The organism is Trueperella sp. (assembly GCF_043424875.1).
Classification (GTDB): domain Bacteria; phylum Actinomycetota; class Actinomycetes; order Actinomycetales; family Actinomycetaceae; genus Trueperella.
This window is the reverse complement of sequence record NZ_JBHWPL010000007.1, coordinates 1-18,741: the sequence shown is the minus strand read 5'-3', so window position 1 is coordinate 18,741 and position 18,741 is coordinate 1. Positions and strand designations below refer to the sequence as shown.

Here is an 18,741-nt window from a genome sequence, read left to right as displayed (position 1 = left end):
AACTCTGGTGGATTCCTGAGCGTTCGACCTTCGGCTACGAGCTTCGCGCGGTTGGCGCAAATGCTCACGCCGCTAGGACCGCAGGTATGTCTGTCGGTAAGGTCACCACAATGACGATGATGCTCTCGGGCGCCTTCTTGGGTCTGGCAGGAGCAAACGAAGCCCTGGGTACGATCGGCTACGTCGGTAAGGGTGTGGCCGGTACAACCGGTTTCGACGCCATTACGGTGGCCCTCCTTGGCCGCAGCCGACCACTGGGTACCTTCTTTGCAGGTCTGCTGTTCGGCGCATTCAAGGCCGGCGGCTACATCATGCAAACCCGCGGTGTTCCGATCGACATGATCCTCATTTTGCAGTCGATCATCGTGCTGCTGATTGCGGCTCCTCCGCTCGTTCGTTGGATCTTCCGCCTGCCCAAGCCGGATCGTATGTCACTTCGTGAGTACGTTGCGCTTAACGCAACCATGGGTGGCGAGGTTACCGATGCTCGCGTCAAGGCAGCAGCTGCTGTTGCTCGCACGTCTGAAGCACAGGCAACCGCCGATCCACAGGTCGATGGAGACCCCGTCATCACAGATGTCGATAACGACGACGACAAGGAGGTGCAGCGATGAGTACGGCAGTTGTTCCACAGAATTCTGTAACGATGGAAGACGACGTACAGAGGAAGCTCAGCTGGAAGATTCCGGGCACTCTAGCCATCGGAACCCTTCTGATTCTCATGTTCGCACTGAACGCGGTAGGCGAGACCCGTCTCCGCTTGGGCGATCGCAACCAGAGCTACAACATCGAGGATATGACCCTTACCGCGTCGAACATCCTCTGGGTGTTCTTCGTGCTCGCACTGATCGCCACGGTATGGTCAGTCGTTCACAACGTCACGCGAGGCAAGTTTGGTCGCGCCGGACGAATCCTGAACACCACTGCGATCATTTTGGTCGCAATCATGACCATTCTCGGATTCCTTCTGTTCGCGGGTGCTGGCTCTCGCGGCGCGGTCACCCTGACCTCGGCGCTTGTGGCTACCATCGCGATTTCGACGCCGCTCATTTTCGGTTCACTTTCGGGTGTTGTCTGTGAGCGCGTAGGCGTTGTCAACATTGCCATTGAAGGTCAGCTCCTCGTGGGCGCTTTCGCTGGCGTGATGGCCGCATCGTTCTTCCAGTTCTCGTGGGCTGGCCTGATTTTCGCACCGCTCGCTGGTGCGCTCATCGGTTCACTGCTCGCACTATTCTCGGTGAAGTACGCTGTTGACCAGATCATCGTGGGTGTTGTTCTCAACGTCCTGTGCCTGGGCTTGACGACGTTCTTCTTCGGAACGCTGATGACCGAGAACCAGTCGATGCTCAACACGAACCGCTATTCGTTGAAGTCGATCAAGATCCCGGGTCTGTCTGAGATTCCGGTGATCGGCCCAATGCTGTTCAACCAGTCGATTTTGGTGTACATCATGTACGTGGCCGTCGTCGTGTTGGCGATCTTCATCTTCCGCTCGCGCTGGGGCCTGCGCCTTCGCGCCTGTGGTGAGCACCCGAAGGCCGCAGACACGGTGGGCATCAACGTCAACCGCACGCGTACGCTCAACACGATCCTCGCCTCGTCGTTGGCGGGCCTGGGTGGAGCGTTCTTCACGATCGGTTCTGGCCTCGCCTTCACGAACAACATCTCCTCCGGTAACGGATACATCGCCCTCGCGGCAATGATCCTCGGTAAGTGGCATCCGATTGGCGCTCTTGGCGCCGCCGTGATGTTCGGCTTCGCTCAGGCCGTTGCGCAGCTCATTCCGAGCCTGCACGGCGGTATTCCGTCGGATCTGGTCAACATGATTCCGTACATCATCACGATCGTTGCGGTGGCTGGATTCGTGGGCAAGTCTCGTCCGCCGGCCGCTGAGAACATCCCGTACCTGAAGTAGGGCTCGGATGAGAGAGATCGATTGGAAACAACTCGAAGCGCTGGCTATCGAAGCGATGGGCACCGCCTATGCGCCGTACTCGGGATACCCGGTCGGCGTGGCGGGGCTCACCGCCGATGGTCGGCTCGTCTCGGGATGCAACGTTGAGAATGCCTCGACCGGGCTGGGTACGTGCGCCGAAAATGGCATGGTATCCTCGCTGATTCGCACCGGTGGCGGCCGCCTCGTGGCCGTCTACTGCGTGAACGGCAATGAGGAAGTGGTGGTGCCCTGCGGGCGCTGCCGGCAAGTCCTCTACGAGCATGGCGGGCCTGAACTTCAGGTCTACATGCCCGAGGCCGGGCCCCAGCCCATGACGTACGTGTTACCCGAAGCGTTCGGCCCTCGCTCCCTGCAGGAATACGGAGGAAGTGCGGACGTGGACTATTCGGAGACGATTTTTTAGAAGGTGTGTATGAAGCAATTCGATGCGGTAGATATTATCCGCGCCAAGCGCGAAGGCGAGAAACTCTCGGTTGACCAGATCAACTGGACGATCGATGCCTACACGAAGGGCGCCATGGGCGATGAGCAGATGGCTGCCCTCGCGATGGCGATCTTCCTCAATGGCATGGACCGCGAGGAAATCTCCCAGTGGACCTCCGCCATGATCAAGTCGGGCGAGCGGATGGATTTCAGCTCGCTCGGAAAGCCAACTGCCGACAAGCATTCGACGGGCGGTGTGGGTGACAAGATCACGCTCCCGCTCGCTCCGCTGGTCGCGGTCTACGGTGTGGCGGTTCCGCAGCTATCTGGCCGCGGCCTTGGCCACACGGGCGGCACGCTCGACAAGCTCGAGGCCATCCCCGGCTGGCGCGCCGATCTCACCAACGATGAGATCATGCACCAGCTCGGCGAGGGTTGCGGTGCGGTCATCTGCGCGGCGGGCGCTGGCCTGGCTCCCGCCGACAAGAAGCTGTACGCGCTTCGTGACGTCACGGCGACCGTGGATACGATTCCGCTCATCGCGACGTCGATCATGTCCAAGAAGATCGCGGAGGGCACCGATTCGCTCGTGCTCGACGTCAAGGTCGGCTCGGGCGCGTTCATGACCGACATCGAACAGGCACGCGAACTCGCGCGCACGATGGTCGATCTCGGCACGGACGCGGGCGTGAAGACGAGCGCCCTGCTCACGGACATGTCGACCCCGCTCGGCCTGAAGATCGGCAACGGCCTTGAGGTGGAGGAATCGGTCGAGGTGCTCGCTGGCGGTGGCCCCTCCGACGTTGTCGAACTGACGATCGCGCTCGCACGCGAAATGCTGACGGCTGCTGGTCAGCCGGACGCGGACGTCGAGGAGGCTCTCAAGGCCGGCCGCGCGATGGACGTGTGGCGTCAGATGATCACGGAGCAGGACGGCGATCCGGACGCTCCGATGCCGACGTCGACGTTTACGCATGACGTGGTGGCAACCGAGGACGGCGTGCTGTCGACGCTCGACGCGCTCAGCGTCGGCGTTGCCTCCTGGCGCCTGGGCGCCGGCCGCGCGGTTAAGTCCGAGCCCGTCCAGGCGGCAGCCGGTATCGAGCTGTTCGCCAAGCCGGGCGACGAGGTCACCAAGGGCCAGGTTCTCATGACCCTGCACACCGACGAGGAGGCTCGCATCCCGCGCGCACTCGAATCGTTGGAGGGCGGTATCGAGATCGGCGGCGACGTCGAGGCTCCGGCATCCGTCATCCTCGATCGCGTCGAGTAACGTGAACCTCAGTTCCCTTCTCTCGCGGCTCGCCAGACCCGTGTACACGCCCGTGGCGCTCATGTGGCCGGAGGATATTCCGGCCGATGCGCGCGATGCAATGGACGAGTACGCCACGTATGGCGAGCCGCTTGAGATAGGCGGTCAGCTCGCGAAACAATCCACCGCGCACACCTGCGGTGCGATGGTGCTGCTGATCTCCCAAAGCCTGAGCGACCCGGCGGTCGCCGAGCGGGTGGCCAGCCAGGGGATCGACGTCGTCGAAAAGGAACTGTATGCCGAGCTCAGGCGAGGCGCGCTCGGACCCGTGGGATGGCCGGAGAAATACGGAACGCCGCCGTGGGCGCTTGCGAAGGCGATGGGCCCGTACCGGCACACGCCCGTTGCGACGACGACGGAGCGCGGCAAGGCCATCCTCCAGTGGGTCTACCACGCGGCGGGCATGGGAGTGCCCGTGCCGCTGTACACGGGCGGTGATCTTGGCGGCGGCGTGAGCAGGGCGGTTCCCCGCCATGTCGTGCTCGCCATGCCTGGCGTGGGTCTGACGCCCGAAGGAATCCCCGAAATACGTATCTATAACCCGGGAACGGGATATGTTTATCGTGTTCCCATCTTTGCAATGGCCGGGCGGCGAAAGCCCCTCGCCGCATTCGGGCGCTGGACCCACCTCGTGTGGGCGGTGCTCCCAACGAAAGGACTCAAATGACGAACGTAGCGAAAATGATTGACCACACCCTCCTCAAGCCGGAGGCCACGTTCAACGACGTGGCGGCGCTGGTGGAGGAGGCGAAGGAGCTTGGCACGTACTCCGTGTGCGTCTCGCCGTCGATGCTCCCGCTTCCCGAGGATGTCGAGCTCGGCGACGTGAAGCTGTGCGTGGTGGTCGGATTCCCGTCCGGTGCCGTGGCCTCCGAAGTGAAGGCCGCCGAGGCTGCCCGCGCGGTTGCGGCAGGCGCGGATGAGGTGGACATGGTCATCAACCTCGGATACGCCAAGGAGCACGACTGGGACGCGCTCGAGTACGACATCGCCGTGGTCCGCGACGCGATCCCGTTCGCGCTACTCAAGGTGATCATCGAGTCGGCAACGCTGACCGACGAGGAGATCGTCGAGGCATGCAAGTGCGCCGAGGCCTCGGGTGCTGACTTCGTCAAGACGTCCACGGGCTTCCACCCGGCAGGCGGCGCCTCCGTCGAGGCCGTGAAGCTCATGAAGGAGACCGTCGGTGACGAGCTCGAGGTCAAGGCCTCGGGCGGAATCCGCGACGCCGAGACCGCGAAGAAGATGATCGAGGCCGGCGCGACCCGCCTTGGCCTGTCCTCCTCGCGCGCGGTGATCGAGGGATTCTAAACTCGGCCGTTATCGATAGCACTGTGGGGTCTGCCAGATGGCAGACCCCACAGTGCGTGTCCGGGAACCTAGAGCGTCAGCATCTCGCTCACGTCAGCCTTGAAGCGCTCCATGCGCTCCGCTGCGGCGGCCTTCGCCTGAGGGAGTTCGTCTGCGCTGTCGACGGGCACGATCACCTCGAGGTAGCACTTGACCTTCGGCTCGGTGCCAGAGGGGCGCACGATCACGCGGTCGCCTTCCTCGGTGACGATGCGTAGCGCGTCCGTGGGTGGCAGATCCGCCGACCCCTGCGTTAGGTCCTCCACGCGCGCCACGGGCACGCCCAGGAGCGTCGTCGGCGGCGTTGCGCGCACCTTTGCCATCGTGGCAGGGATGATCGACAGGTCATCCACGCGCACAGTCACGGGGGCCGTGTAGTAGACGCCGTGGCGCAGGGCGAGCTCATCGAGCGTGTCCTGGAGGGAGTGCCCCTCGGCCTTGGCGGCCGCGGCCGTCGTCGCGATCGTCAGCGCGGCCGAAACCCCGTCCTTGTCCTTGACCAACTCCGGATGCACGCAGAAGCCGATCGCTTCCTCGTATCCGAAAATGATCTCGGGCGCGCGGGCGATCCACTTGAAGCCCGTGAGAGTCGCGGAGTAGTCGAGGCCGTGGTGGGCCGCGATCTGCTCGAGCAGCTGCGAGGAGACGATCGAGGAGGCAAGCCTGCCCGATCCGCCCTCGGCAACCGTTTGCGAGGCGACCTGCTCGCCGAGGATCGAGCCGATCTCGTCACCGGAGAGCTGGCGCCAGCCGTCGGCGGTCGGGATGGCGGCCGAACACCGGTCCGCATCCGGATCGGAGGCGATGATGATGTCGGCGCCAACGCGCTCGGCGGTGGCAATTGCCTCGTCGAGCGCGCCGTGCTCCTCCGGGTTCGGGAAAGCGACGGTGGGGAAGTCCGGATCGGGGTTGATCTGCGATTCCACCGGCACGATGTCAGTGAAGCCTGCGCGGTGAAGCAGCGGCTCAACGAGGCTGTTACCCACTCCGTGCATGGCGGTGTAGACGATCTTCAGATCCCGCGGACCATCGGGGGTCACCGCGAGCGTGTCCGCGATGTACTCTTCCACGATCGACTCGTCGAGGACCTCCCAGCCCTCGGCCATGGGGACCTCGTTGGCAGCGGGCGCCTCGGCAATCTTTGCCGCTATCTCGGCGTCGACGGGCGAAATGATCTGCACGCCCGTGCCGTCCTCGTCAACCGAGCGTCCGCCCAGGTAGACCTTGTATCCGTTGTCGCGTGGCGGGTTATGCGAGGCCGTGACCATGACGCCGGCGTCGGCATTCAGCTTGCGCACCGCGTACGCAAGCAGCGGGGTCGGTAGCTCGCGCGGCATGAGGAGCGCCTTGCCGCCCGCGGCCGTCACGATCGCCGCCGTATCGCGCGCGAATTCGCTCGAGTGATAGCGAGCGTCAAATCCAACGACGACGACGGGCTCGTTCGCGACCATGTCCTTCAGCCAGGCCACGAGGCCAGCCGCTGCCCGGCGCACCACGGCAACGTTCATGCGGTTCGGGCCGGCGGTCATCTCACCGCGCAGGCCGGCGGTGCCGAACTCGAGCGTGCCGGCAAAGCGATCGGTAAGATCGGCCAGCGCCGCGTCGTCGCCCTGCTCGGCCTTGGCCAGGAGCTCCTCGAGCTCGGCGCGATCGGCCTCGGACGGGTCGGCCGCGATCCACTCGCGGACGGATTGAGCTAGTGCTGCTAGATCAGCCATTTACAGTTCCTTCACAATCTCATCGATGATGTTGGCTAGAAGTTGGGAAATGCGGGGTCCGGCAGACTTGCCCGCTTCGAGGACCTCGGCGTGGTTGAGGCTTTCGGTGGCGACGCCGGCCGCAAGGTTCGTCACGAGGGAGATGCCGAGCACCTCCATGCCCACCTCGCGTGCCGCGATCGCCTCAAGCGCCGTGGACATACCCACGAGGTCGCCGCCCAGGCGCCTGGCCATCTGGACCTCCGCGGGGGTCTCGTAGTGGGGGCCGGGGAACTGGACGTAGACGCCCTCGTCTAGATCCGGGTCAACCGAGTGCGCGACGTCGCGAAGGCGCTGGGAGTACAGATCGGTCAGATCCACGAAGTTCGCGCCCTCGAGCGGCGAGGTGGCCGTGAGGTTGATGTGATCGGAAATGAGGACGGCCGATCCCGGGCCGACGTGGGGGCGGGTGGACCCGCAGCCGTTCGTCAGGATGCAGATCGAGGCGCCGGCTTCGGCAGCCGTGCGAACGCCGTGCGCGACGGCGCGAACCCCCTTTCCTTCGTAGTAGTGCGTGCGAGCACCGAGCACGAGGGCGTGCTGGCCGGAGGTCAGGCGGATGGAGGTCAGTTTGCCCCCGTGGCCAGCCACGGCAGCTTTCGAAAATCCGGGGATCTCCTCGGCGGGAACCTCGGCCACGACCTCACCGATGAGGTCTGCAGCGCCGCCCCAGCCGGAGCCGAGTGTCAGTGCAATGTCATGTTTCTCAACGCCCGTCACGTCGGCGATACGCGCCGCCGCTTCGCGGGCCATTTCCATATATTCCAAAGGCATAGCGTCAGAGTACAGCAGGCACGTGGCTACGTGGGCATTAATACGAGTCTGTCGCCTGCGGCGAAATCGGCGAATTGTCACACGTTCTGGAGCGCGGTGAGAACGGCGATGACGAGCAGGAGTGCTCCGAATGCGAGGGTCAAGGTTGAGGGCCGAGCCTTGCGGCTGATCGGCTCTCCGATGAGCCCGCCGATGGCCGAACCGGCGGCGAAGACGAGCACGATCGGCCAGTCAATCTCGACTGGCGTTCCGATGCGCCCGAGCAACCCCGACACGGAGGAGATCATCATGACCAGCACGCTCGTCCCGGCCGCCTCCACCATCGGGAAGCCAAACACGAGCACGAGCAACGGCACGACGGCGAATCCGCCGCCCACGCCGAAAATGCCCGACATCAACCCGACCACGGCGCCAGCGCCCATAATCTTCCACGCTCGTGGGCGATCGACGCGCTGCGTGGCGACCACAGGTTCCTCGCCGTCGATTTGCTTTTGTTCCCGGGAGCGGCCGCGCGCGCCGCGCACGAGCATGAGGATCGCGACCGAAAGCAGCAGCGCCGAGAACAGGATCATCAGCACCGTGCCGCTAAAGAGTGGGGCAAGGCGAGCGCCGCCGAATGCAGCGAGGGCCGAGACCGCCGCGAAGATCATTCCGCTTCGCCAGTTCACGTGATGGTGACGCGAGTGAGCGATGAGGCTGGTGAAGGCGGAGAGCAGGACGATGACGAGGGATCCCGCGGCGGCGTCGTGCGGGGTCTGGCCGAGCAGATACACCAGTGCGGGCACGGAGAGGATGCCCCCTCCGGCGCCGAGCATGCCCACGACGATGCCGATTCCAATGCCGACCAACGCGGATAGTACGAGTTCCATTACCCCAATACTAAGGCAGGGGGTCCAACGCTTGCCCGGCCAGCGGGGCCAGAAGTTCGCGGTTGGGGGAGCGCGTTCTCCATCTGTTCACGTACGACCGGGTAACCTAGACCCCATGGTAAAAAGTAAGAGGAAGTACCACAAAGGCCCAGTAACGCTGCGACGCAAGCAGATTCCAGACACGACGACGGACGCGCGGCTTCTCAACCCGCTCCAAGATTCGTCGTTCATCCACTCCGATCCGTGGCGCATTATGCGCATCCAGGCGGAGTTTGTGGAAGGTTTTGGAGCGCTCGCCGGCGTCGGCCCGGCCGTCTCGATCTTCGGTTCGGCTCGCACGGTTGAGGGCAACCCGGACTACGAGATGACGGTGGAGATCGCGCGCAGGCTCGTTGAGGCAGAATACGCCGTCATCACCGGCGGCGGCCCGGGCATCATGGAAGCGGGCAACAAGGGCGCCGTGGAAGCAGGCGGCACGTCCGTCGGCCTTGGCATCGAGCTCCCGTTCGAGCAGGGCATGAACGACTACGTGGATCTTGGTATCAACTTCCGCTACTTCTTCGTCCGCAAGATGATGTTCGTCAAGTACTCGCTGGGCTTCATCGTCATGCCCGGCGGATACGGCACGATGGACGAACTCTTCGAAGCCCTCACGCTCGTCCAAACTCACAAGGTCTCCTCGTTCCCCGTGGTGCTGGTTGGCAGCGACTACTGGAGCGGACTCGTCGAGTGGATCAACTCAACGCTGCTCGAGGGCGGATTCATCAGCCCCGGCCACGAAGACATCTTCACGGTCGTTGACACCCCCGAAGAAGCTGTTCAAGCCGTGATCGACGGCGTCCACAGGCTCGCGGACGAGATCCGCAACTCGGACGACGTCGTCGAACAAGACTGAGCCGCACCCGCTCCAAGCCGGTGTGATTTTTCAGCGCAAGCCTGCCATTACGCGGGTTTTCGCGTAGAATTAGGGGTGAATGCGGGCGCATCGAGCGCCCCGGAAGGAGAAAAATTCATGGCAGCCATGAAACCGCGTACTGGAGATGGACCGCTTGAAGCCGAGCGCGACATCCACGGCACGACTCTGAGGATGCCGTTGGAGGGTGGGGGCCGTCTGGTACTCGAACTTGACGACGACGAAGTCAAGTCCCTTCACGAAGTCCTGGATAAGCTCCTGAAGCTCTAGAGCTTAACGCTCACCAACACACCGTCCCCAAGGGGAATGAGGCTGGAGACTAAGTCTTCAGCCTCAATTAATTCTCGGCCAAGATTACGCAGCGCCACGGTCGATTCGTCGCGGCGGGCGGGATCTGCCACCCGGTCGCCGTTGAGCGCGTGTGCGAGGACGAGCGTTCCTCCGCGGCGCAGCATGCGCAGGGCCTCCGAGACGTCGCCGGCGGCTTCGGCCGGATCCGCGTCAATGAGCACGAGGTCGTATGAACTGTTGGACAGACGCGGGAGCATGTCGGCGCTGCGGCCGTTGATGAGGCGGTAGCGGCCAGAGCGCACGCGCGCCGCCGCAAAATTATTACGAGCGTGGTTCTGCGCCTCGGAATCGATGTCGATACTCGTCAGAACCGAATCCTTAGAGGCCGCGAGCAGGTAGAGGCCCGACACGCCCGTTCCCGTGCCGACCTCCGCGATGTGCTTGACGCCGGCCATCGAGGCGAGAGCCGTCAGGAAATGGCCGGTGGCGGGGGAGAGGGAGTCGATGCCGAGTTCGGCGGCCTGCGTGCGTGCCTCATGCGCAAGCTGATTCTCGGTGACGATCTGCTCGGCGTATGTCCACGACTGCGCTTTATCGACTGCCATGTTCTCTCCCTGATATCTGCATGTGCCAGTACGCGTCTATGCTACGTTGCTCGGCACGAAATTGGTGCAACCACACCGAAGCTGGGAGCCGATGTGCGCCCGGCACATCGGCTCCCAGTTCTCAGGTCAGTTCTCAGATCAGTTCACCGGCGAGACGCCGAGCGACATGCCCGACAGGCCGCGGGCGCGGTGGCTGAGCTTGGATGCGATCTCGCGGATTGCCGTCTGAGCCGGCGAATCGCCGTCTTGGCCCGCATACGGATGACCCGAGTCTCCGCCTTCGCGCAGCTCCTGCTCGAGGGGGACTTGGCCAAGCACCGGCACGTTGTAGCCGAGAGTGCGCGAGAGCTGGGCGGCCACGGTCTCGCCGCCGCCCGTTCCGAAGATGTCCATCTTGGTGCCGTCTGGCATTGCGAGGTAGGACATGTTCTCGATGATGCCCACGACGCGCTGGTCCGTCTGGCCCGCCATCATGCCGGCACGCTCTGCCACGTCCGCCGCAGCGACCTGCGGGGTGGTGACGAGCACGATCTCGGAGGTGGGAATCAGTTGCGAGACGGACAGTGCCACGTCGCCAGTACCCGGCGGGAGATCGATCAGGAGCACGTCGAGGTCTCCCCAGTACACGTCCGCAAAGAACTGCTCGAGGGCGCGGTGCAGCATCGGGCCGCGCCACACAACGGGGCCGTTCTCCTGCATGAACATGCCGATGGAAATGGTCTTCACGTCATGGGAGATCGGCGGGATGATCATGTTGTCGACCACCTGCGGCGGCGTATCCACGCCCATCATCTGGGGAATCGAGAAGCCGTAAATATCGGCATCCACCACGCCGACGTTCAAGCCCTGCTGGGCGAGGGACGTCGCGAGGTTGACTGTCATCGAGGACTTGCCAACGCCTCCCTTACCCGACGTCACCGCGTAGACGCGCGTGAGGTTGCCGGGCTGCGCGAAGGGGACCACGCGCTCGGGTTGGCCACCGCGCAGGGTCTTACGCAGTTCGGCCTTTTGCTCGTCATTCATCACACCCATCGCAACCTCAACGCCGGTCACGCCCTCGAGGGCGCCGACGACGTTTTGGGTGTCGCTGGTGATCGTGTCGCGAAGCGGGCAACCCGCCGTCGTCAGATCAATGCCGACAGTGACCTTGCCGTCGTCGTCAATATCAACGGAGCGAAGCATGCCCAGCTCCGTAATCGGGCGCTTGATCTCGGGGTCAATGACCTTCGCGAGCTCAGTCGTAATCTCTTCAATGCTCGGTAAACTCATGACTTTATCCTAGCCTCCCTAGTGATAATCCTCGAACCCAGCGATGAGCGCGACGTCAGCGATCCGTTTCACCGGGAAGCGAACCAAGAGCCTCAAGGCGCGCTTCCAGATCGGCGATCGTGGCGCTTTGCTGCGCGATCGTCTCGTCGCGGCGCGCGATCTCGGCAGCCTTATTCTCGGTGGCCAGCTCGATCTGGTCGCGCATTTCGGATCGGACGAAGTCGCGCGTGGCGAGCTCCTGAACCAGCATGCGTAGCGAGGCGATCTCACGGGTGAGGAACTCGGTATCGGCGAGGTTCCGCTCCGCCTGCTGGCGATCCTGCTGGGCGCTCACGCGATCGCGGGCATCCTGGCGATTTTGCGCGAGCAGGATGAGCGGCGATGCGTAGGAGGCCTGCAACGAGAGCATGAGCGTCAGGGCCGTGAAGCCAAGCGCGGCCGAATCGAAACGCAGGCTCTCGGGCCCAAACGAATTCCACGCGATCCACAAGAAGACGAACAGGGTCAGCCAGATAATAAATCTGGGCGTGCCGGTAAAACGGGCGATCCGCTCGGCGATCATGCCGGTTGCGTCGGAGTCGACTCGGTTGCGGCGGAAAGTGCGGCGCCGCTTATCGAGCGGCTGATCGAAGTTCTCAGGCATCGCGGGCCTCCTCGTCACTGAGTGCTGTCTCGTCGGGATCGTCGTCGGCGTGGCGGTCCTCGATATGGGAATCGACCGCCTCCTCGTCCGCCGAACGCCAGTCGGTCGGCATGAGGTGGTCAAGCACGTCGTCCACGGACACGGCGCCGACGAGCAGGCCGTTGTCGACGACGGGCAGGATCGTCAGGTTGTACGTGGCCAAGAGGCGGGTAATCGTGCCGATGCCGTCGTCGGGCGAGAGTGGCTCGACCTGATCGATCATCGTGCCGACCATCTCGGAGGGCGGTTCGCGAAGCGCCCGTTGCAGGTGGACGACGCCGAGGTATTGGCCGGTCGGCGTCTCCGTGGGCGGGCGCACGATAAAGCACATCGAGGCGATGGCCGGCGGGAGATCTTCGCGGCGCGCGGCCGCCAGAAGCATGGACACGTGAGCGTCGGGGGAGAGGATCATCGGCTCGGTGGTCATGAGGCCGCCGGCCGTGCGCTCGCCGTAGGACATGAGGCGGCGCACGTCCTGCGCCTCGTCCGGCTCCATCCGCGCAAGCAGGACTTCGGCCTGCGTGGGCGGGAGGTCGTTGACCAGATCTGCCGCGTCGTCCGGCTCCATCTCCTCGAGAATGTCGGCTGCTCGCTCGATCTCGAGGGCGCTCATGATCGTCACGCGGTCCGTATCGGACATCTCCTCGAGCACGTCGGCAAGGATGTGGTCGTGCATCTGGCTCGCCACGGCAATCGCGCGCTCGTCGGGCAGATCGGAAAGCAAATCGGCGATGTCGGGTGCCTTGAGCTCGTTAATCTGAGCGAGCAGGGCGGTGGCCGCCTGGTTGGCGACCTTCGTACGCAGGCCGGTGACGGCCGAGCCATCCACGATCTTCGTGTTTCCGGCCTCGGGCGTGCCCTTGGCCATCCGCACATACAGCGTGGTCAGCGCCCACTGACGGTTGCCCGTCTGCTCGATCGCCACATCCTCAACGGCCGCCTTTCCGCTGCCGTCCACGAAGGTCACCTCGCGATCGAGCAGCTCGCCGAGCACCATCGTTTCCGATGGGCGCTGCTCGAAGCGGCGAATGTTGAGCAGGCCCGTGGTGATGACCTGCCCGTTCGCAATCGACGTCACGCGCGTGAGCGGCAGGAACACCCTGCGATTGCCCGCCACGTCCACGACGAGCCCGACGGCGGAAGGGTTGCCACGCAATCGGAAGACCACCACGATGTCGTGGACCTTGCCCACCCGATCGCCGATCGGATCGTAGACGGGCGCTCCGGCGAGTCGCCCGGCAAAAACCCGGGTTCCTGTTGTTACTGCCATCGTGTCTCCTGTCTCGCGGGCGATGCGGTCAGTGCTTAGTCCTGCTCGGCCCAGATGTCGGCCATCCACCGCTCGACGTCGTCGGCCGTGCGCGGGATGGACTCGGACATGCGGATCGCGCCGTCGTCCGTTACCAAAATATCGTCTTCAATCCGCACGCCGATGCCGCGGAACCGTTCGGGCACCTTCAGGTCATCTTCGCGGAAGTAGAGGCCGGGCTCGATCGTGAAGATCATGCCGGGCTCGAGGTAGGAATCCTGGTAGAGCTCGCGCTTGGCTTGCGCGCAGTCGTGTACGTCGAGGCCGAGGTGATGCGAGGTGCCGTGCGGCATCCAGCGTCGGTGGTACTGGTTTTCCGGTTTGAGCGACTCTTCCGCGCTGACCGGCAAGATGCCCCACTTTTCGAGGTGCTTGGCGATAACCTCCATGGCTGCCGTGTGGATGTCCTTGAACTGAACCTTGCCCTGCGCCACCTCAAGTGCGCGCTCGCAGGCTTCGAGGACGGCGTCGTAGACCTCGCGCTGGGTCTGGGTGAACGTGCCGGAAATCGGCAGGGTCCTCGTGATGTCGGCGGTGTAGAGCGAATCGACCTCGGCGCCGGCGTCGATGAGGATGAGCTCGCCGTCGCGTACGAGGCCGTTGTTCGTGATCCAGTGGAGGGTGTTCGCGTTGTTGCCGGCGGCCGCGATCGTGTCGTAGCCGAGCCCGTTGCCCTCCTCGCGCGCCTTGGCCTGGAAGACGCCCTCGAGCACGCGCTCGCCACGCCAGTGATCCCGCGCGCGCGGCATGGCGCGGATCATTTCTTCGAATCCCGACGCCGTCACATCGATTGCCTTCTGCATTTCGGCAATCTCCCACTCGTCTTTCGTCAGGCGCATTTCGGAGGTTGCCTCAGCCATGCGGGCATCGGCCTGCGCCGCGCCCTCGGTGAGCCCGTTTTGCTGACGTAGCTCGGCGACCATCGCCTCGACGGCGGCATCTGACTGCGGCATCACGCGGATCTGAACCTCGCCCAGATCCTTCGAGATGGCGTCCTTCATTCCATCGATATGAGCCACCTTGATGCCGGTGGCCTTCTCCATCTCCTCGGCCGACAGGCGGGCGCCCACCCAGAATTCGCCGTGGCGCGAGTCCGCATAAAACTCCTCGGAGGAGCGCGGTGCTCGCGGGTGGAAGTACAGCGTGGCCTCGTGTCCATCGTCCACGGGGTTGAGCACGAGAACCGCCCCCGGCTCATCCTCGCCGCCCAGGCCGGTCAGGTGTGAGAACGCGGAGTGGGCGCGGAAGCGATAGTCGGTGTCGTTCGAGCGGACCTTGAGATCGCCGGCCGGAATCACGAGGCGCTCGCCGGGGAAGAGCTCGGAGAGCTCCTTGTGGCGTGCGGGCGTGTAATCGGCGACCTCCATGCGCTCCGGTCCGGCCGGGCGCTCACCCCAGTCTTCGCTAATGAACTGGCGAAACACCTTGCCCTGCGGGCGTTGCGTGCGGTTGTGAGCCTTTTCTTCGAGCGTTTGTTCGTTGGGAGTCGTGTCAGTAGTCATGGTGGCATTATCCCACGTGCGGCGGCGGATACCTCATTCGTTCGTGGTTGCCGAAATCGGCGCCCCGTTCTACCGTGAGTGCATGATCGATCTGCACACCCACACGTATTGTTCGGACGGCACCGATAGCCCCGCGCAGCTCATGGACGCTGCCGCGAGCCAGGGGCTCAGCGCCGTGGGCGTGACGGATCACGACACGATCGAGGGCTGGGCCGAGGCCGCGGGCGCCGTGGAACGCACCGGCGTGCGGCTCGTGCGCGGCATGGAGATGACCACGAAGTTCTTCGATGAGAGCCAGTCGGCCTCCGTGCACATGCTCGCCTACCTCTTCGATCCAGACTCGCCCGCGCTCGCCGAGCATCGGCGCAAGATGGTCTCCACCCGCGAGGATCGCGCGAGAGAAATCGTGGACAGGCTGACTGCGGATTTCCCGATCAGCTGGGACGACGTCGTCGCTGTTATGGAGCCGGGAGCGTCCGTCGGGCGCCCGCACATCGCCGACGCGCTCGTGAAGCGGGGGATCATCCCCGATAGGTCCTCGGCGTTTACAGACCTGCTCAGCCCCAGGAACAAGTACTACGTTCCCCAGTACGCGCCCAACTCGCTCGAGGCGATTGAGTGGATTTGCGACGCCGGGGGAAAGGCCGTTTTTGCCCATCCGCTGGCGGAGACTCGCGGCACGGTTATCCCGCTGGAAGCCGTGGATGAGATGGCCGAAGCGGGGCTGTTTGGAATCGAAGTTCATCATCGCGATAACCCGCCGCAGCGCCGGGATGAGATATCGGCGACTGCCGAGCGCCTCGGGCTTTTCCAGTTTGGTTCGAGCGACTACCATGGCGAAGGAAAACCCAACCGGCTTGCCGAGCACACAACGGCGCCGGCCACGTTCGACGCCCTCGCACATGGGGCATTCCTGGAGGTCTTGAACCCGTGACGTTCGATGGCGCGCTTTTCGCATCGGCATTCGCCACGCTCTTGGTCATTATCGACCCACCCGGCAACGTGCCCCTGTTCATGGCGCTCACGCGCTCGATGGACACGAAATCGCGCAAGAAGGTAGCGTTCCAGGCGAACTTCATCGCCCTCCTGCTACTTCTGCTGTTCGGGTTCTTCGGCTTCTACCTGTTCGAATGGATGGGCATCTCGCCCTCAGCGCTCCAGATTTCGGGCGGCCTGCTCCTTCTCCTCGTCGCGCTCCAGCTGTTGACGGGTAAGGAACAGGATCCCGGCGACGCCGGCGGATCCATTCACGTAGCCATCGTGCCGCTGGGCATGCCGCTTCTGGCCGGCCCGGGCGGAATCGTGGCGTTTATGCTGCTCATGAAGGATGCCAACGGCGATCTTGTGGACACCCTGACCGTTATCGGCGCGATGACCCTCGTGCTGGTCATCTCGTGGGTCGCCATGCATTTCTCGGGAACCGTCATGCGCGTGCTGGGCGAGGCGGGCGTGATGCTCCTAACCAGGTTGTCAGGCATGCTCCTTGCCGCCATCGCAACGCAGCTGATGATCGCCGGTGTTCTCGGCGTGGTTGAGCCGCTCATCGGCAAGTAGCTGTTAGCCGATAGGGTCTAGGCGCGTCGGTCTAGCCGACCATAGGGTCTGGTCGCGCGCTTAGACGCGACGACGGCGCCTGCGGCGGCCTTCAGAGCGGCGGTTCTCGCCGGCTGTGCTCTCGGAGCGGCTCTCGGAGCGGCTTTCAGAGCGGCGGTTGGAGTCCGAGCGGCGATTGCCCTCGCCACGTCCGCGTCCGCCGCGCCCTCGTCCAGATCCTCGACCGTCCCGGCCACGCCCGCGCGGGGTGCGCTTGCCGGTCTCGCCAAGATCCTCGACCTCTTCCGCGTCAAGGCCAGCGCGCGTGCGCTTGGACTTTGGCAGACGGCTGGTGACCTCGGGGTCGATATCCAAATCGGTGTAGAGGTGATCGGAGGTGTGGTAGGTCTCGACGGGCTCGGGGAAGCCGAGGTTGAGCGCGTTGTTGATGACGGACCAGCGAGGCATGTCCTCCCAGTCCACGAACGTCACCGCGGTGCCAGCGTGGCCGGCGCGGCCGGTGCGGCCTATGCGGTGGAGGTACGTCTTCTCATCTTCGGGGCACTGGTAGTTGATCACGTGCGTGACGTCGTCGACGTCGATGCCTCGCGCCGCGACGTCGGTTGCGACGAGCACGTCAATCTTTCCGCTGCGAAAAGCGCGCATAGCCTGCTCGCGGGCGCCCTGGCCGAGATCGCCGTGGAGCGCTCCGGTAGCGAAGCCGCGATCCTCGAGCTCATCGGCGAGGCGGGCGGCGGTGCGCTTGGTCCGGGTAAAGACGATCGTCAGCCCGCGGCCCTTCACCTGAAGAATGCGAGCGAGCACCTCGGACTTGTTCATCGCGTGTGCGCGGTAAATGACCTGCTTGACCTGCTTGACGGTGGCCGAATCGTCGTCGTGAGCCTGCGCGCGAATGTGCGTGGGCTTGGACATGTACCGGCGAGCCATCGTGATGACGGGGCCGGGCATCGTGGCCGAGAACAGCATCGTGTGGCGGTTGGGCGGGGTGGAGGCGAGGATCGTCTCGACGTCCTCGAGGAAGCCGAGGTCGAGCATCTCGTCGGCCTCGTCAAGCACGACTGTCTCGGCGTGCGTGAGATCCAGCGTGCGCTGCTTCGACAGGTCAATGAGCCGGCCAGGTGTGCCGACGACGATCTCGGCGCCCTTCGTCAGCTGCTTGACCTGCGGCTCGTAGGCCTTGCCGCCATAGACTTCGACGACCCGAATGTTGCGGTTGGCCGCGATGTCGCGGATATCGCCAGCGACCTGCTTGGCGAGCTCACGGGTAGGAACGACGACGAGACCCTGCGGCTTGCCGGGGGCGCGCAGCTTATCCCAGCCGTCCTCGTCTGGGCCGATGACCTTTTCGACCATCGGGATACCAAAGCCGAGGGTCTTACCTGTGCCCGTCTTGGCCTGGTCGATGATGTCGGATCCCTTGAGAGCCACCGGCAGAGTGAGAGCCTGGATGGGGAAGGGGTAGGTGATGTCCTTCGCAGCGAGCGCGTCAACGATCGACTGCGAGACGCCGTAATCGACGAAGGTCTTTTCTTCGAGCTTGAGCTCGGTTGCCGAGGCCTGAATGTCAGCCTTCGGCTCGTTGGCTTCGCGCACAACGGCGCCAGCGGTATTCACAATTCCAGATTGTGGTTGTTCGTTCACAGTATTCACTTTCGACGTGGAAGGGGCGCGCCTGATTGGAAAAGCGCCCGAGCAGCCGATCGTGAAAATTCTTTGCTTCAAACCGTGACGACCGGTCAGCCGTGAGCAATTCTACCCGAGTTGGGCCCATACCTATGCTTTGGTGGGCAGTCGCACACGCTCGTCGTGGCCAACGGGCATAAGAAAACCCGCCAGATGGCGGGCTTTCAAACGATAGCGGCGCTAGAAACCGAAGCCGACCCGGCGCGTCGGGGCCTCGTTGACCTGAACGTAGCCGATCGCCTCGGACGGGACGAAGACGACCTTGCCCTCGGAATCCGTGAGGGAGAGAACCGTGTTGTTCTCGAGGGCGGCGCTGATTTTCTCGCTGACTTCCTCAGAGGTCAGATCGACGTCGAGGGTCAGCTCGCGCTGAACGTTGCGAATTCCAATGCTAATTTCCATGATTCCTCCGAAATAGGGCGTGCGTGAACTGCGGCAATTGTAGCGCGGGAGGGGGCGCGGGCCGATGTCCGTTTCATTGCAGGCCGAAA

20 protein-coding genes are annotated in these 18,741 nt (G+C 63.9%); 10 read left to right on the top strand and 10 right to left on the bottom strand.

Annotated features, from left to right (window positions below):
* The 6 genes from ACHFFR_RS00420 to deoC all read left to right on the top strand — a co-directional run.
* Window positions 1–614: ABC transporter permease (locus ACHFFR_RS00420; RefSeq protein ID WP_394262297.1), on the top strand; the 614-nt coding region annotated here is incomplete at its 5' end.
* 32 nt (window positions 615–646) lie between these two features.
* Window positions 647–1,915, top strand: coding sequence for an ABC transporter permease (locus tag ACHFFR_RS00415; protein WP_394262296.1), 1,269 nt, complete (start codon window positions 647–649; stop codon window positions 1,913–1,915).
* 7 nt (window positions 1,916–1,922) lie between these two features.
* Complete coding sequence (locus ACHFFR_RS00410; protein ID WP_394262295.1) at window positions 1,923–2,360, top strand: cytidine deaminase; 438 nt, start codon at window positions 1,923–1,925, stop codon at window positions 2,358–2,360.
* 9 nt (window positions 2,361–2,369) lie between these two features.
* Window positions 2,370–3,653: a thymidine phosphorylase gene (locus ACHFFR_RS00405; protein ID WP_394262294.1), complete on the top strand. Its 1,284-nt coding sequence runs from the start codon at window positions 2,370–2,372 to the stop codon at window positions 3,651–3,653.
* A gap of 1 nt (window position 3,654) precedes the next feature.
* A complete protein-coding gene (locus tag ACHFFR_RS00400; RefSeq protein WP_394262293.1) occupies window positions 3,655–4,359 on the top strand; it encodes a hypothetical protein in 705 nt (234 codons plus the stop codon).
* The gene (gene deoC, locus ACHFFR_RS00395) at window positions 4,356–5,003 is read left to right on the top strand and encodes a deoxyribose-phosphate aldolase (RefSeq protein WP_394262292.1); all 648 of its coding nucleotides are present in this window, start codon (window positions 4,356–4,358) and stop codon (window positions 5,001–5,003) included. Before ACHFFR_RS00400 ends, deoC begins: the two co-directional genes overlap by 4 nt.
* A gap of 68 nt (window positions 5,004–5,071) precedes the next feature.
* Here deoC and ACHFFR_RS00390 read toward each other — a convergent pair whose 3' ends face one another.
* The 3 genes from ACHFFR_RS00390 to ACHFFR_RS00380 form a co-directional block, all read right to left on the bottom strand.
* The gene (locus tag ACHFFR_RS00390) at window positions 5,072–6,760 is read right to left on the bottom strand and encodes a phospho-sugar mutase (RefSeq protein ID WP_394262291.1); all 1,689 of its coding nucleotides are present in this window, start codon (window positions 6,758–6,760) and stop codon (window positions 5,072–5,074) included.
* Window positions 6,761–7,573, bottom strand: a complete 813-nt coding sequence (locus tag ACHFFR_RS00385; protein ID WP_394262290.1) for a purine-nucleoside phosphorylase — start codon at window positions 7,571–7,573, stop codon at window positions 6,761–6,763.
* 77 nt (window positions 7,574–7,650) lie between these two features.
* On the bottom strand, window positions 7,651–8,442 hold the full coding sequence (locus tag ACHFFR_RS00380; protein WP_394262289.1) for a sulfite exporter TauE/SafE family protein: 792 nt from the start codon (window positions 8,440–8,442) through the stop codon (window positions 7,651–7,653).
* Window positions 8,443–8,557: 115 nt separating this feature from the next.
* On the opposite strand from ACHFFR_RS00380, the gene ACHFFR_RS00375 reads away from it, so the two are divergent.
* Both ACHFFR_RS00375 and ACHFFR_RS00370 read left to right on the top strand, forming a co-directional pair.
* Complete coding sequence (locus ACHFFR_RS00375) at window positions 8,558–9,337, top strand: TIGR00730 family Rossman fold protein (protein WP_394262288.1); 780 nt, start codon at window positions 8,558–8,560, stop codon at window positions 9,335–9,337.
* A gap of 117 nt (window positions 9,338–9,454) precedes the next feature.
* Window positions 9,455–9,625 carry a DUF3117 domain-containing protein gene (locus ACHFFR_RS00370; RefSeq protein WP_394262287.1) on the top strand — a complete coding sequence of 57 codons (171 nt, stop codon included), beginning with the start codon at window positions 9,455–9,457 and terminating at the stop codon, window positions 9,623–9,625.
* Here the strand turns inward: ACHFFR_RS00370 and ACHFFR_RS00365 are convergent.
* The 5 genes from ACHFFR_RS00365 to ACHFFR_RS00345 form a co-directional block, all read right to left on the bottom strand.
* On the bottom strand, window positions 9,622–10,251 hold the full coding sequence (locus ACHFFR_RS00365; protein ID WP_394262286.1) for an O-methyltransferase: 630 nt from the start codon (window positions 10,249–10,251) through the stop codon (window positions 9,622–9,624). The genes ACHFFR_RS00370 and ACHFFR_RS00365 overlap by 4 nt on opposite strands.
* A 138-nt stretch (window positions 10,252–10,389) precedes the next feature.
* The gene (locus ACHFFR_RS00360; protein WP_394262285.1) at window positions 10,390–11,520 is read right to left on the bottom strand and encodes an Mrp/NBP35 family ATP-binding protein; all 1,131 of its coding nucleotides are present in this window, start codon (window positions 11,518–11,520) and stop codon (window positions 10,390–10,392) included.
* Window positions 11,521–11,575: 55 nt separating this feature from the next.
* Complete coding sequence (locus ACHFFR_RS00355) at window positions 11,576–12,163, bottom strand: DUF1003 domain-containing protein (RefSeq protein ID WP_394262284.1); 588 nt, start codon at window positions 12,161–12,163, stop codon at window positions 11,576–11,578.
* A complete protein-coding gene (locus ACHFFR_RS00350; RefSeq protein WP_394262283.1) occupies window positions 12,156–13,472 on the bottom strand; it encodes a magnesium transporter MgtE N-terminal domain-containing protein in 1,317 nt (438 codons plus the stop codon). Before ACHFFR_RS00350 ends, ACHFFR_RS00355 begins: the two co-directional genes overlap by 8 nt.
* A 35-nt stretch (window positions 13,473–13,507) precedes the next feature.
* Window positions 13,508–15,013 carry an aminopeptidase P family protein gene (locus ACHFFR_RS00345; RefSeq protein WP_394262282.1) on the bottom strand — a complete coding sequence of 502 codons (1,506 nt, stop codon included), beginning with the start codon at window positions 15,011–15,013 and terminating at the stop codon, window positions 13,508–13,510.
* An 82-nt stretch (window positions 15,014–15,095) separates the two neighbouring features.
* On the opposite strand from ACHFFR_RS00345, the gene ACHFFR_RS00340 reads away from it, so the two are divergent.
* Window positions 15,096–15,947: a PHP domain-containing protein gene (locus ACHFFR_RS00340; RefSeq protein ID WP_394262281.1), complete on the top strand. Its 852-nt coding sequence runs from the start codon at window positions 15,096–15,098 to the stop codon at window positions 15,945–15,947.
* Complete coding sequence (locus tag ACHFFR_RS00335) at window positions 15,944–16,567, top strand: MarC family protein (RefSeq protein ID WP_394262280.1); 624 nt, start codon at window positions 15,944–15,946, stop codon at window positions 16,565–16,567. Before ACHFFR_RS00340 ends, ACHFFR_RS00335 begins: the two co-directional genes overlap by 4 nt.
* 60 nt (window positions 16,568–16,627) lie before the next feature.
* Here ACHFFR_RS00335 and ACHFFR_RS00330 read toward each other — a convergent pair whose 3' ends face one another.
* Window positions 16,628–18,208 (bottom strand): DEAD/DEAH box helicase, encoded by a 1,581-nt coding sequence (locus ACHFFR_RS00330; RefSeq protein WP_394262279.1) that lies wholly within the window; start codon window positions 18,206–18,208, stop codon window positions 16,628–16,630.
* Window positions 18,209–18,430: 222 nt separating this feature from the next.
* Window positions 18,431–18,652 (bottom strand): DUF3107 domain-containing protein, encoded by a 222-nt coding sequence (locus ACHFFR_RS00325; protein ID WP_394262278.1) that lies wholly within the window; start codon window positions 18,650–18,652, stop codon window positions 18,431–18,433.
* Between the last annotated feature and the right edge of the window lie 89 nt (window positions 18,653–18,741).

What these genes read in the sequence shown, in the direction of transcription:
- ACHFFR_RS00415 (WP_394262296.1), top strand. Translation starts at nt 647, where the DNA reads ATGGAAGACGACGTACAGAGGAAGCTCAGCTGGAAGATTCCGGGCACT.
- ACHFFR_RS00410 (WP_394262295.1), top strand. Translation starts at nt 1,923, where the DNA reads ATGAGAGAGATCGATTGGAAACAACTCGAAGCGCTGGCTATCGAAGCG.
- ACHFFR_RS00405 (WP_394262294.1), top strand. Translation starts at nt 2,370, where the DNA reads ATGAAGCAATTCGATGCGGTAGATATTATCCGCGCCAAGCGCGAAGGC.
- deoC (WP_394262292.1), top strand. Translation starts at nt 4,356, where the DNA reads ATGACGAACGTAGCGAAAATGATTGACCACACCCTCCTCAAGCCGGAG.
- ACHFFR_RS00390 (WP_394262291.1), bottom strand. Translation starts at nt 6,760, where the DNA reads ATGGCTGATCTAGCAGCACTAGCTCAATCCGTCCGCGAGTGGATCGCG.
- ACHFFR_RS00385 (WP_394262290.1), bottom strand. Translation starts at nt 7,573, where the DNA reads ATGCCTTTGGAATATATGGAAATGGCCCGCGAAGCGGCGGCGCGTATC.
- ACHFFR_RS00380 (WP_394262289.1), bottom strand. Translation starts at nt 8,442, where the DNA reads ATGGAACTCGTACTATCCGCGTTGGTCGGCATTGGAATCGGCATCGTC.
- ACHFFR_RS00375 (WP_394262288.1), top strand. Translation starts at nt 8,558, where the DNA reads ATGGTAAAAAGTAAGAGGAAGTACCACAAAGGCCCAGTAACGCTGCGA.
- ACHFFR_RS00370 (WP_394262287.1), top strand. Translation starts at nt 9,455, where the DNA reads ATGGCAGCCATGAAACCGCGTACTGGAGATGGACCGCTTGAAGCCGAG.
- ACHFFR_RS00365 (WP_394262286.1), bottom strand. Translation starts at nt 10,251, where the DNA reads ATGGCAGTCGATAAAGCGCAGTCGTGGACATACGCCGAGCAGATCGTC.
- ACHFFR_RS00360 (WP_394262285.1), bottom strand. Translation starts at nt 11,520, where the DNA reads ATGAGTTTACCGAGCATTGAAGAGATTACGACTGAGCTCGCGAAGGTC.
- ACHFFR_RS00355 (WP_394262284.1), bottom strand. Translation starts at nt 12,163, where the DNA reads ATGCCTGAGAACTTCGATCAGCCGCTCGATAAGCGGCGCCGCACTTTC.
- ACHFFR_RS00350 (WP_394262283.1), bottom strand. Translation starts at nt 13,472, where the DNA reads ATGGCAGTAACAACAGGAACCCGGGTTTTTGCCGGGCGACTCGCCGGA.
- ACHFFR_RS00345 (WP_394262282.1), bottom strand. Translation starts at nt 15,013, where the DNA reads ATGACTACTGACACGACTCCCAACGAACAAACGCTCGAAGAAAAGGCT.
- ACHFFR_RS00340 (WP_394262281.1), top strand. Translation starts at nt 15,096, where the DNA reads ATGATCGATCTGCACACCCACACGTATTGTTCGGACGGCACCGATAGC.
- ACHFFR_RS00325 (WP_394262278.1), bottom strand. Translation starts at nt 18,652, where the DNA reads ATGGAAATTAGCATTGGAATTCGCAACGTTCAGCGCGAGCTGACCCTC.